15 protein-coding genes, 1 pseudogene and 1 other annotated feature are annotated in these 12,604 nt (G+C 38.5%); of the genes and pseudogenes, 4 read left to right on the top strand and 12 right to left on the bottom strand.

Features of this window, described 5'->3' with window-relative positions:
• Positions 1-3: 3 nt before the first annotated feature.
• The gene (gene rplU / locus HMPREF2885_RS03955; protein ID WP_000109141.1) at positions 4-318 is read right to left on the bottom strand and encodes a 50S ribosomal protein L21; all 315 of its coding nucleotides are present in this window, start codon (positions 316-318) and stop codon (positions 4-6) included.
• Positions 319-352: 34 nt separating this feature from the next.
• Positions 353-473 (bottom strand) — a sequence feature (ribosomal protein L21 leader region).
• 64 nt (positions 474-537) lie between these two features.
• A complete protein-coding gene (locus HMPREF2885_RS03950; protein ID WP_001238358.1) occupies positions 538-1,224 on the bottom strand; it encodes a YoaK family protein in 687 nt (228 codons plus the stop codon).
• Positions 1,225-1,380: 156 nt separating this feature from the next.
• Between HMPREF2885_RS03950 and HMPREF2885_RS03945 the strand changes: the two genes are divergently transcribed.
• The gene (locus tag HMPREF2885_RS03945) at positions 1,381-2,358 is read left to right on the top strand and encodes a Gfo/Idh/MocA family protein (protein WP_000915870.1); all 978 of its coding nucleotides are present in this window, start codon (positions 1,381-1,383) and stop codon (positions 2,356-2,358) included.
• A complete protein-coding gene (locus HMPREF2885_RS03940) occupies positions 2,355-3,437 on the top strand; it encodes a DEAD/DEAH box helicase (protein WP_000850570.1) in 1,083 nt (360 codons plus the stop codon). The genes HMPREF2885_RS03945 and HMPREF2885_RS03940 overlap by 4 nt, the downstream gene beginning before the upstream one ends.
• Positions 3,438-3,461: 24 nt before the next feature.
• Here the strand turns inward: HMPREF2885_RS03940 and HMPREF2885_RS03935 are convergent, their stop codons facing one another.
• Positions 3,462-3,839: a YwiB family protein gene (locus HMPREF2885_RS03935; protein WP_002881798.1), complete on the bottom strand. Its 378-nt coding sequence runs from the start codon at positions 3,837-3,839 to the stop codon at positions 3,462-3,464.
• A gap of 71 nt (positions 3,840-3,910) precedes the next feature.
• Here HMPREF2885_RS03935 and HMPREF2885_RS03930 point away from each other — a divergent pair, with 71 nt between their 5' ends.
• Together HMPREF2885_RS03930 and yidA are read left to right on the top strand one after the other, a co-directional pair.
• Entirely contained in the window at positions 3,911-5,218 is a 1,308-nt protein-coding gene (locus HMPREF2885_RS03930; protein ID WP_001003530.1) for an HD domain-containing protein, read from the top strand.
• A gap of 9 nt (positions 5,219-5,227) precedes the next feature.
• A complete protein-coding gene (gene yidA, locus HMPREF2885_RS03925) occupies positions 5,228-6,034 on the top strand; it encodes a sugar-phosphatase (RefSeq protein WP_000023486.1) in 807 nt (268 codons plus the stop codon).
• Between the two features lie 101 nt (positions 6,035-6,135).
• On the opposite strand, the gene HMPREF2885_RS03920 is transcribed toward yidA, so the two are convergent.
• From HMPREF2885_RS03920 to HMPREF2885_RS03880, 9 genes and pseudogenes are all read right to left on the bottom strand, one after another.
• Positions 6,136-6,612: an Imm6 family immunity protein gene (locus tag HMPREF2885_RS03920; protein ID WP_049550017.1), complete on the bottom strand. Its 477-nt coding sequence runs from the start codon at positions 6,610-6,612 to the stop codon at positions 6,136-6,138.
• 32 nt (positions 6,613-6,644) lie between these two features.
• The gene (locus HMPREF2885_RS03915; protein WP_049550018.1) at positions 6,645-7,139 is read right to left on the bottom strand and encodes an Imm6 family immunity protein; all 495 of its coding nucleotides are present in this window, start codon (positions 7,137-7,139) and stop codon (positions 6,645-6,647) included.
• Between the two features lie 63 nt (positions 7,140-7,202).
• Positions 7,203-7,529 (bottom strand): hypothetical protein, encoded by a 327-nt coding sequence (locus tag HMPREF2885_RS03910; protein WP_044021737.1) that lies wholly within the window; start codon positions 7,527-7,529, stop codon positions 7,203-7,205.
• A gap of 155 nt (positions 7,530-7,684) precedes the next feature.
• The gene (locus tag HMPREF2885_RS03905) at positions 7,685-8,638 is read right to left on the bottom strand and encodes a hypothetical protein (RefSeq protein WP_000920280.1); all 954 of its coding nucleotides are present in this window, start codon (positions 8,636-8,638) and stop codon (positions 7,685-7,687) included.
• 91 nt (positions 8,639-8,729) lie between these two features.
• Entirely contained in the window at positions 8,730-9,410 is a 681-nt protein-coding gene (locus HMPREF2885_RS03900) for a hypothetical protein (RefSeq protein ID WP_049490222.1), read from the bottom strand.
• Between the two features lie 62 nt (positions 9,411-9,472).
• Positions 9,473-10,048 carry a DUF6572 domain-containing protein gene (locus HMPREF2885_RS03895; RefSeq protein ID WP_049490223.1) on the bottom strand — a complete coding sequence of 192 codons (576 nt, stop codon included), beginning with the start codon at positions 10,046-10,048 and terminating at the stop codon, positions 9,473-9,475.
• 39 nt (positions 10,049-10,087) lie between these two features.
• Positions 10,088-10,642: an NAD glycohydrolase inhibitor gene (locus HMPREF2885_RS03890; protein WP_049490224.1), complete on the bottom strand. Its 555-nt coding sequence runs from the start codon at positions 10,640-10,642 to the stop codon at positions 10,088-10,090.
• Between the two features lie 207 nt (positions 10,643-10,849).
• Positions 10,850-11,727 (bottom strand): annotated as a pseudogene (locus HMPREF2885_RS03885) (DUF4299 family protein).
• On the bottom strand, positions 11,724-12,191 hold the full coding sequence (locus HMPREF2885_RS03880; protein ID WP_049490225.1) for a hypothetical protein: 468 nt from the start codon (positions 12,189-12,191) through the stop codon (positions 11,724-11,726). Before HMPREF2885_RS03880 ends, HMPREF2885_RS03885 begins: the two are co-directional and overlap by 4 nt.
• Positions 12,192-12,604: the final 413 nt, after the last annotated feature.

Below are 12,604 nucleotides of genomic sequence, written 5' to 3'. Positions count from 1 at the left end.
AAATTAAGCGTTGATCGCGTTGATGACAACTTTTGTATATGGTTGACGGTGACCTTGTTTACGGTGGCTACCTTTTTTAGGTTTGTACTTGTAAGTAACAACTTTCTTTTGTTTTCCTTGTTTTTCAACAGTTCCAACTACAGTAGCTCCAGCAACAAGTGGAGTTCCGACAACAGTGTTTTCACCACCAACAAGAACAACTTCGTTAAAAGTAACTTCTTGACCAGCTTCAACGTTCAATTTTTCAACGTAAACTGCTTGACCAACTTCAACTTTAACTTGTTTTCCGCCAGTTTTGATAATTGCGTATGTGCTCATTATGCACCTCCTATGATTTTTAGGGTTTCCCCGTATTTTTGTGAAGACTCGCCTAGCATCGTGGGACGAACCACTTAAAAGAAGAGCTCTAAGTATAACAAAGTTTAAATTTTGTATACGATGAGCAAACGATGTTCGTGCGGTTGCACAGGATTGTGCATAGTCAACTCTTCAAGTATAGCATATCTTCTTTTTTCTTACAAGCGAAATCAATCAAATTTAAGCTTTTTCTTTCCCTTTTTTTCTCCAAGAAGCAAAAAGCATACTGAAGTAAAAGATACTCATCATAAGAGGAACACCTAGAATTGTCTTCTCCTGATAGTAAATCGTCAAATAAGCTGAAAAAACAACTCCGAAGACAAAACTACTAAGTAAGCTAACAAAAATCAAGCCCTCTCGTAGAAAAGGCGTATGCTTGGTCCGGAAATAATCTCCAAAAGCCAACATGGTTCGTTTAATATTGCCCGTCATAAAAGCATTATTATAGGCAATACCTGACACTTCTCCAAAGGCTGTTGTCACCAGTCCCATACAAAAGGCCAAGGGCGGTACGAGATAGATATTGTCAACCGTTTGCGGCACAAAGCCTATAATTAGGGATAAGACTGCAAGTGGAATCAAGGACAAAATCGGCTTTTTAACAATTCGTAGTTTTTCCTTATACAATGTCAGAAAAAAGACACCCATCATAAAGGAAAACAAGGTCATTACTTTGGCACTGGCATCCGATACATTTTGTTGAATAAGTCCTACAGAAAGAAAAACCACATTCCCAGTCTGTCCAGCGACAAGGGTGTTCCCTCGCACGATAAAGGTATAAGCATCGACATATCCTGCACAAAAAGTCAAAAAAAGCGCTAGTCGCTTAGACTGACGTGATATTTTTCTTATTGGTAATAATCTCATTTTCTCTCCCAATTCAGTTTCATTTACTCATTTCAATATTGTACCACTTTCTCCTAAAAATGCGTAGCCCATTTGAAAATTTTTACCATCTGTTGGATAGTCCTTCTTTTCTATGTTATAATGAAGGAAGGATTTGAAGTCGGAAAAGGAGTATTTATGCTTAAATTAGGTGTCATCGGAACAGGGGCTATCAGTCATCATTTCATAGAAGCAGCCCATGCTAACGGAGAATACCAGCTGGTCGCTGTCTATTCTAGAAAGATAGAAACAGCAGCAACCTTTGCTTCTCGCTATCAAGATATCCAACTCTTTGATCAAGTAGAAGACTTCTTCAAGAGCTCCTTTGATGTAGTCTATATCGCTAGTCCAAACTCCTTGCATTTTGTTCAAGCCAAAGCAGCCTTGTCTTTTGGGAAACACGTCATTCTTGAAAAGCCAGCTGTCACTCAGCCACATGAATGGCTAGATTTGAGACAAACAGCTGAGAAAAATCACTGTTTTATCTTTGAAGCAGCTCGTAATTACCACGAAGAAGCTTTTACCACTATCAAAAACTTTTTAGCAGACAAGCAAGTGCTGGGAGCAGATTTCAACTATGCCAAGTATTCTTCCAAGATGCCTGACTTGTTGGCTGGACAGACTCCCAATGTCTTTTCAGACCGTTTTGCTGGTGGAGCTCTTATGGACTTGGGGATTTATCCCCTCTACGCTGCTATTCGTCTCTTTGGAAAGGCTCAGGACGCGACCTATCAGGCTCAACAGCTTGACAATAGCATTGACCTAAATGGCGATGGTATCCTCTTCTACCCTGACTTTCAAGTTCATATCAAGGCAGGAAAAAACATTACTTCCAATCTTCCTTGTGAGATTTACACAGCAGATGGAACCTTGACCCTTAACACGATTGAACATGTCCGCTCAGCTATTTTTAGCGACCACCAAGGAAATCCAATCCAGCTCCCTATCCAACAAGCTCCCCATACGATGACTGAGGAAGTTGCTGCATTTGCACAGATGATCCAGCAACCAGACCAGACTTTCTACCAGAACTGGCTGGATGATGCAAGCTCTGTTCATGATTTACTCTATACCATGCGCCAGACTGCTGGCATTAGATTTGAGGCAGAAAAATGAAAACCAAACTACCGACTGAATGGCAGGAATTGAGTGACCAACTCGGTTTCCAAGAATTTACCCCCATTCAAACTCAACTATTTGAGCCTATACTAGCTGGAGAAAACTTACTGGGAGTAAGCCCGACAGGAACTGGTAAGACCCTAGCTTACCTCCTGCCAAGTCTTCTCAGACTACAAAAGAAAAAAGCCCAGCAACTCTTGATCCTAGCACCAAATACAGAACTAGCTGGACAGATTTTTGATGTATGTAAAACGTGGTCAGAGGCTATCGGCTTAACTGCTCAGCTCTTCTTATCAGGTTCGAGTCAGAAACGCCAGATTGAACGTCTTAAAAAAGGACCAGAAATTCTGATTGGAACACCTGGCCGTATCTTTGAGTTGATTAAATTGAAAAAAATCAAGATGATGAATGTAGAAACCATCATTCTGGATGAATTTGACCAATTGTTCGATGATTCTCAAATTCACTTTGTCGAGAAAATCACCCACTACGCACCTCGTGACCACCAACTCATCTACATGAGTGCGACGACCAAGTTTGACCAAGAAAAGATTGCACCAAACACGCGCACTATTGATCTCTCTGATCAAAAACTGGACAACATCCAACACTTCTACATGCAGGTAGACCAACGTCACCGAGTGGACATGCTACGAAAACTAGCACATGTAGAGGATTTCCGTGGTCTGGTCTTCTTTAACAGCTTGTCAGACCTTGGAAGTGCAGAAGAAAAATTACAGTATCGCGATATCTTGGCTGTTTCCCTCGCTAGCGATGTCAATGTTAAATTTCGAAAAGTCATCTTAGAAAAGTTTAAAGGCAAGCAGCTAACCCTACTCCTTGCAACTGATCTTTTGGCTCGTGGGATTGATATTGATAGCTTGGAATGTGTTGTCAACTTCGACGTCCCTAGAGATATGGAAACCTATACCCACCGTGCTGGTCGTACAGGTCGCATGGGCAAGGAGGGCTATGTTATCACTCTGGTAACCCATCCTGAAGAACTGAAAAAACTCAAGAAATTCGCAAGTGTTCGTGAAATTGTCCTAAAAAATCAAGAACTCTATATCAAATAAGGTTGGCTTCCGCCAACCTTTTTCTTATCCCCAAGTAATTTCTAATTGATAGCTGGCAAAGGGGTGTCCCTCTTGGTTTTGCAGTTGATAGGCTAATTCAATCTTTTGCCCATCCAATTCATAGTGATTCGTTTGAATGATAAACTCCTGCATCCCCATTGGAGTCGGAATATAGGCTAAACTATCACTATCCTTTAGAAAACGCATGATGGTTTTGGGACTCGAGAAACGGGTCATCACCAGTTCTTGACTATGAAACTTGAGAACCACTTTTTCTTTTTCCTCATTGTAGAAAAGCAGATAGTGATAATCTCCCTTTTCACGCACTTCCACGTCATAGAGTTGGTCAATGACTTCCAATTGTTCATCAAACTGAATCGTATTTCGCATCCGAATCTTCACATCAAATCCTCTTTCTTGTCTCTTGTCCTACTATTTTACCAAAAAGAGCAGGATTTTGCTATAATGGTCATATGAACGAAAAAGTATTCCGTGACCCAGTTCACAACTATATCCACGTCAATAATCAGGTCATATACGACTTGATCAATACAAAAGAATTTCAACGTCTTCGCCGTATCAAACAGCTAGGGACTTCCAGTTATACCTTCCATGGTGGTGAGCACAGTCGCTTTTCCCACTGTTTGGGAGTCTATGAGATTGCTCGACGTATCACGGAGATTTTTGAAGAAAAATACCCTGAAGAATGGGATCCTGCTGAGTCTCTCTTGACCATGACCGCTGCTCTCCTACACGACCTTGGGCATGGTGCCTACTCGCATACTTTTGAAAATCTTTTTGATACAAATCATGAAGCCATTACTCAGGAAATCATCCAAAGTCCTGAGACAGAGATTCACCAAGTCCTGCTACAAGTAGCGCCAGATTGCCCAGAAAAGGTAGCCAGTGTTATCGACCATACCTATCCTAACAAGCAGGTCGTGCAGCTCATTTCTAGTCAGATTGATGCGGATCGCATGGACTATCTATTGCGCGACTCTTATTTTACAGGAGCATCTTATGGGGAATTTGACCTGACTCGCATCCTCCGAGTCATTCGTCCTGTCGAAAATGGGATCGCCTTTCAGCGCAACGGCATGCATGCCATCGAAGACTACGTTCTCAGTCGCTACCAGATGTATATGCAGGTTTATTTCCACCCAGCAACACGCGCCATGGAGGTTCTTCTACAGAATCTCCTCAAACGCGCTAAGGAACTCTATCCTGAAGACAAGGACTTCTTTGCACGCACTTCTCCTCATTTGCTACCTTTTTTTGAAAAGAAAGTTACTCTATCTGATTATCTGGCACTTGATGACGGCGTGATGAATACCTACTTCCAACTCTGGATGACCAGTCCTGACAAGATACTAGCCGACTTGTCGCAACGTTTTGTCAACCGCAAGGTCTTTAAATCCATTACTTTTTCAGAAAAAGACCAAGACCAACTCGCAACCATGAGACAACTGGTTGAAGAAATCGGTTTTGATCCAGACTACTATACTGCCATTCATAAGAACTTTGACCTCCCTTATGATATCTATCGTCCCGAATCTGAAAATCCACGGACACAGATTGAGATTATACAAAAAAATGGAGAACTGGCTGAACTCTCTAGCCTGTCTCCTATCGTCCAATCCCTTGCTGGCAGTCGCCATGGAGACAATCGTTTCTATTTCCCGAAAGAAATGTTGGACCAAAATAGCATCTTCGCAAGTATCACCCAGCAATTTTTACACTTGATTGAGAACGATCATTTTACCCCAAATAAGAACGAATAGAGGAAATTTATGAGTATTAAACTAATCGCCGTCGATATCGATGGTACCCTGGTTAACAGTAAAAAAGAAATCACTCCGGAAGTCTTTTCTGCCATCCAAGATGCCAAAGAAGCTGGCGTCAAAGTCGTGATTGCAACGGGTCGTCCTATCGCAGGTGTTGCCAAACTTCTGGACGACTTGCAGTTAAGAGACCAAGGTGACTATGTCGTGACCTTCAACGGTGCCCTTGTCCAAGAAACTGCTACTGGCCATGAGATTATCAGCGAATCCTTGACCTATGAGGATTATCTGGATATGGAATTTCTCAGTCGCAAGCTCGGTGTCCACATGCACGCTATTACCAAGGACGGTATCTATACTGCCAATCGCAATATCGGAAAGTACACGGTGCACGAATCAACCCTCGTCAGCATGCCCATCTTCTACCGCACTCCTGAAGAAATGGCTGACAAGGAAATCGTCAAGTGTATGTTTATCGATGAACCAGAAATTCTCGACGCTACGATTGAAAAAATTCCAGCAGAATTTTACGAGCGCTACTCCATCAACAAATCTGCTCCTTTCTACCTCGAACTCCTTAAAAAGAATGTAGACAAGGGTTCAGCTATTACCCATCTAGCTGAAAAACTCGGATTGACCAAAGATGAAACCATGGCGATCGGTGACGAAGAGAATGACCGCACCATGCTGGAAGTCGTTGGAAATCCCGTTGTTATGGAAAATGGAAATCCAGAACTCAAAAAAATCGCCAAATACATCACCAAAACAAATGATGAATCTGGCGTTGCCCATGCTATCCGTACGTGGGTACTTTAAAATGCTTAACTATTAAAAATAAACGACACCCCAAAAGGTAGAGATGACACTCTAACTTCCGGGGTGTTCTTTTTGAATTTTCGCCAAATCATCTATTCAAATCATCTAAGTAATCCTAGTCTATCTAGTTCTTTTAGGGCAGATTCTCTTGATGGGTATGGATTTTTATTGATGAAAATTTTTACTGTTTCGACGTGATGATAAAGATCCATGCTAATCTCTTTTAAATTATCAATAAAGACATCAAGTAGTTCCGGTTCAATGTTTTCCAAGGGAGAAGGAAGCTCCTTCTTATTTTCAAACTCAAAAGCTTCTTTAGCAGTCACACCTATTGCATAACTAATGTTGTCCCACAAGAGACCATTCGCTTCATTTTCATCTAACTGCATGTAGATAAATATTCCACTGAAGTCTGTCCCATCATCTAAAAGGTGATAAAGTTCCTCTCCCCTTTTATCTCTATTCTCCAAAAAACTCCAACACGCATCCAAGGCGTTTCGAATATGTGAAGTATATTGCGTTTCCATACGGTTTGCAATTGCTTCAGCAAAAATCAACATAAAATAACTCGTAAGCATATCCTCTCCTGATCTATACTTGAACGAATAGCCTATTCGTTCTCATCAGATAAAAATAGTGGTCCAAAGTAGTTTTTAACGAGCTCATCCTTTAAATATCCTTCTATTTCTGGCCCAGATATTTGTGAAATGAGTTCACTGTTTTCAGATAGGATTTGTTTGTAGCTTAAGGCAAGAACAGCCAGTGTGTCCTCGTCGACACTTTCTATCGTTTGTGGCAGGTAGACTTCCCCCGAAGCCATATAAGAATAATGACAAACTAAGACAAATAAATTAGCGATACAGTTCCATACTAGTGGATTGGTTTTCTTATCTAGCATCTGAAATGTCAAGATATCCTGCTCATCCATATTTTCCAATCGATTGTATAAATCATCTGGACAAAACCCACTCTCTTTATCAAGCTCCTGTTTTGAAAGTTTTAAGGAGTCAAAGACAAATTCCTTATATTCTTTCTCACTGATAAAATCTACAAGACCGTATATCAACTCCTGTAGAAAGAGCAACAAATTTTTATTATCTTTCATTGATTTTCCTTTTATTACTAAAAATTATCTTGGGAATGTATGATTCACTGGAAAAGGTGACAATCACTCTTCCTCCTCAAACATCAGAGCATCTAATTCTTCTCTTTCAGCCGCAATCTCTTCGAAGGTAGAAATAATATTATTTAAAAATTCTAAGGTGATAATACCAGTCGAATCTCTCATCGTAACCATAGTCCCAATAGCACTCAACTCATGGATGAGTGCTCTAACCTTTTTCAATTCATCCAAATCTAACATGTCTACTTCTATTACCGTGTCATGATCTTCTATTCTGGATTGAATTAAAGAGAAAGGCAAGGATGAATAATTTCTTAACAACTTATAGGTTCCTGACTTGTCACCTATAGAATCTATACAAATAGCTAGCATGGTTTTTACTCCTTTATACTTGAAAACATCAGTATCCCATGTCTACAAGGAAAAGATATAAGCTTGAATCTCCTCTATCATGCATCGATTTGTCGTTCTTACTCTTATGGCTTGAAGCCATAAAGATAAAGCAAGCATAATAGCTTGCTTGAAAGTTAAGGAATTAAAAATTGATTTTCATAATCTTTTGGGAGTTCATAAGATATTTCTCCATTACTATTACCAAATCGACTTTGATTAAAAATTGGAAATAGCTTGGAGTCGTACACAGTTTTTATAACAAAACGTTCTCTTTCAAAACTAATAGTTGCAGCTACTGAGGGATCCTTAAAAACTGATTGTTCCCCTTGGGAATGCAAGCGAACGTTTATAGTAGCTACTTCTTCAGGATATTTCTCAAATCGAACATCAAAACTAATGTCGCTACCTGTCGAAGGAATGTACATTTGATATTCACTTACACTGATACTTTGAATCTTTCCTAATTTCTGTTCCAATTCTGGGTCGTTTCTATACAGGTCTGTTTGGATAGCTAGTTTGAAATTTTCCTCATGTTCTTGTAGCCATCTGTTAAGATTACGAATCATAATTTCTTTTTCAACTTGCCTGGAGGCATCCTTGCTCTTGCGATCAAGTTTATTCATAGTTTCAGTCAATTTATCTTGCTCTCGCTTCCAATCCCACGAGGGGTCACTTGATACCTCTACTACTGATAAGTACCATCTCCTCATAGTTTCAGGAGATTTATAAGGATTGGGTTTTATAAATGTAAAAGGACCTATACCAGCATCAGGAAAGTATAATTCTACTTTCATTGACTGCTTGCGATTATTATTAGCATAGGCTGTAAAGGAAATATGATAATTTCCACCTACATCTCCACCATTATCAAAGCCTCCCCTCGCAGAACCTGGTAAAAGCGTCACTGACTTTATATATTGCCCTTGACTGTCTATGTCTGCAATAATTTCGCTTTTGATAGAATCCGCATGATCATGAATAAACTTACCAGTGTTCCCAATCGGTATCCTAATTAACAAATATGACAAACCAATAATAATAAAGGGAACGGAAATTGCAAGGAATATCCACTTGTTCGATTTTAACATAATATCTCCTGATGCTCATTAAAAATCAGTTATAAAACAGCTTTTATAGTGCTTTACCTTTCAACCCGACGGTTCCTTTTTTCAATTTCATTCATTGATTATCCTCCCGTTGTTTAAATATAGTTAAATCTATTTGAACAGCCTCATCCTTAGATTCCATTAGTATTGAAATTCCATAGATTGTTCCACTAGAGTAATCTAATATTATTCGACAGGTCGTATCTTCTGGCATGTCGTACTTATTTTTAAGATATTTATAGAGGTCAGAATGATTTTCAGGCTGGTAGATAATATCGCTCAATTCAGTTTCAGCACTCTTAAAGGTTTCTTTTATATTCAAGGAAGCGAAATAATCTCTTTGTACTACCAAATTAAGAATTTCTTCATCATATAAAGGAGTTACCTCCGACCCATAATTTAACTTCCCATTAGAGTAAGTAACAGGAACTGTTTCTTTATTATCCCCAATTTTTATTGTATAGTCACCCTTAATGTCAGATTGGCTAGTATCTAAGAATACTTTATAATCCTTTACTACGTTTCCACTCTCTATATAAATACTATTTTTGTAAAGCTTTAATCCATTAAAATCCTTCTTATCTTGCTCTAAAAATTTAAATATAGGCTCAAACGTTTTTTCAAATTCGTACTGTTCCTTTGTTCTGTTTTTGGGAATGGTTTCACCACCCAAACTACATCCAGTCAGTGTATAAAGAGTCAGGACCATTAACATCACACTAACAACCCAAAATAAGCGTTTATTTTCCTTCATCTCTTTCTCCTATACATTCTATGCCTATTATAACATAAAAAAGAGCGTTTCCGCTCTCTTTGTCACTCAGGTAATTCTACCTTCAGGCTCATATCTGTATTCTGTAATGTCTTCTGAACCGCAGCGAGAAAGGCTAGTCCATTATCCGATGGAGAATATTGGAATGTGATACGGATGATTTTTTTGTCAAAGCTATCGCCATATCGATCCACATATTGCTTGATTTCGAGGAAGTAGATATAGTTGTTAAGTTTTTCTTGAAGTTTCAAAAGATGTTCTTCTTCAGTATCTGGAAGCCAAAGATTGCCATCTATTAATAAAAGTTCCAAGTTTGTATCACTCGTTCCGATTGCATCAATTTCTGAAACATCTAACTGAATAAGAGATTCTTTTATCCAAAATGTTGTTTTTATCAAACGATAAAGTCGATTTATTGCATCACTTTCATTTTTAAATTCGTCTCTTATCCAGATATCTTGGCGCTCATTAACCTCATATACTTTATATTGTTTAGACTTCTCATCGTAATAGTATCCCAAGGTAAATTGACCTTCAAATCGTTCATCAAGCGCAATATAAAATGTCCCTATTTTATCTCTATGTTTACTAATGAAATTCGCTAGTTCCTGTTTTGTCATCAAAATTTCTCCATTATCGCCACAGCCACATTCACTTTCCTACAAATTGATATCCTTTGGTGGATTGTAGTATTTTTCCTTGAATTCCTTAAGGATTTTCTCTACCTTTTCCCCCTCATAAGACTTGAAAGAAGGAATTGATTTAATATTTCCAATCAATCGACTGTAATATCCACTAGTTTTTAACTCGCTAGGAAGTTTTTCTATTGTATCAAGTATAAGAGGAACTAATTTTCTTGTATCAATTTCAAAAGGGAGGGGTTTATATTCCGCTAGAACGAAATCTTGAATCAATAAATATTCCGTAACTTGCCATATTTTCTTTTCATCAATACTTAAAGAAAACTCTTTTAATATCTCAAATGTCCTTCTCTCTATATCTTTATCACTTTCTATATACAGAGGGAATAAACAATATTCCAGCAGCACCTGAATATCAGTGTATTCTGTTATCATTGAGTTTCGTTGTTGAAAACGATACCTAATGTCCTCTCCAAGAAAAGCTTCTGCTTCTTTTCCTTCCCTCATCACTTTTAGATAATGTTTGACAAAATTTTGATAATTTTCTTTATTTTTCAATTTATACGTCTGCATTTAGTTACTCCATTGGTTAATTCTACTTATTTCTAGGTATTTACTTGGTCTATTGCTGAATGATGGTATTAAAACTTTGTCTTATTATAGCATAAAATAAATACAGAAATAAAAAATGGGGAACTTAAGGAAAGAGAAAACCACCTGAAAAAAACTATCAGATGGTAACTTTTCAATCTTGAACAGACGAATCATTTTCTTAGAATGTTAGTTTTGTGATAACTTCTGCAACATTTCAGGAGAAATTGGGTCTACGAGAACATACTTGGCATCCAACATATAGATACCCTCGGTCAACGACTCTAAGAACTGTCGATAAGGAACCTCGGCTAGTTTTTCCCCATCGGCTGTCATGATAAACAGTCGTGCAACTGCAACCTTACTTCCTCGATACTCTTGTAAATATTGAGGTTCTAGCTCTGGTTGAGCCGGCAAAATAGTTCGTCCTTCACTATTTAGATAATTGATAGGGATAATGATGTCCTCTCCATTTTGCTCTACTTTAAAAACTTGCTGTTCAGAGTAATAAGCATTTAGCTGTTGGGTAAAGCGCAAACGCTGGTCATAACTATTTAAGAGTTGCTCGTCCTGCACATGGATAATCTGCCCTAGGTAGAGTTCATTGATGTAAATAGGACGTTTCACTCCCATAATTTCCACGATGGGATGAACTTTTACTTCCTTAGTCAATTCTGAAAGAGCTGATAAGAAAATATCTGTGAAATGAAATTCTAGAATAGAATCTTTATCATACGCCACACCATCATGTTCACATACAGTTACGTCTAAGAGAATGAGCAAGGTTTTCAAGAACATCAAGGCCCCAGTCTCCAGTCAGAAGCTGTCGCCAAATCTGGAACAGATACCTGATAAGCTTGACCATCAAAAGATAGACGGAACCCTAAACTAGACTTCTCTTTGACCCCAAACTGAACAGAATGGAAATCCGAAATAAGAGAGTCCGCAGATGGCTTTAATCCTGCATCCTTAGCGGAAACGCTGTAACATTCAAAGAGTTCTGCTTGAAGCACCTCACCAATTCTTAGTGATTGGTTGTTTTTTATTGTAAAAATAACTGATTTCATATTTTTCTCCTTCGGTCTACTGGCAAATCCTTTCTACGACGTAGAATCGTTACTTCGCTGACAGGGATTTTTCCTGATGCATACATTGTCTCGCCATATTTCTCATCCAATAATTCCGCATCATCAGCTAAATTGTTTTCAATTAGAAATTCTTTATCAAAAACCAGGAGTCGCACATAAGAATCAGGTGCTGTAAAATCATCATCCCCATGCTTGTGACCAGCCATTGTAAATTCCTGACCTTTATATAGGACACGATCATAAACCGAATACCTCTGACTAACCTCACTATAAGGCACAAGCTTCCCGTATACGCCTTCTCCGGCATCATCTACATAGAAACTATAGGGAACGTATCCTTCTTCCAACATCGCTGGATCTTTTGAAAGTAGGATATAGTCATTTATATAATTCACAAAATTCGAGTATACTTTATTTTGGTAAACTAGAAATTCTTTACGCATACTAACCCTCCACATATTCCATTATACCACAAAAAGAGAGCGGTTTTCGCTCCCTCAATTAAGCTAGTAATTCTACTTTTATATCTATCTATTCCGTAGTCTGTTCTTTAGCATGGTTCTCTCTAAAATCTTTTTTGGATCTATCAATGACTCTACGCAATTCCTCATCATCAACTCCGGGAAGATGGAAATCATAGTTATGTGTCTCTTCTTTTGAAGATTCCGTTCCTGAACTTTCTGCTTTCGTGCTCTCTTCAGTAGAAGACGATGCTCCAGAATCTGAAGAGTTAGCTCTTTCAGAACTAGAAGAGCTTGATGTTTTAGGTGTTTTGCGGTCCAATTTTGGTATCTTATTGATTTCCTCAATACTAGGTATTGGCTTATTCGCTTTAACCGGTCTGTAGAGCATCGCA

The sequence above is a fragment of the Streptococcus sp. HMSC062H02 genome (assembly GCF_001813005.1).
GTDB lineage: Bacteria > Bacillota > Bacilli > Lactobacillales > Streptococcaceae > Streptococcus > Streptococcus oralis_S.
This window is presented reverse-complemented; position numbering and strand designations above follow the sequence as displayed.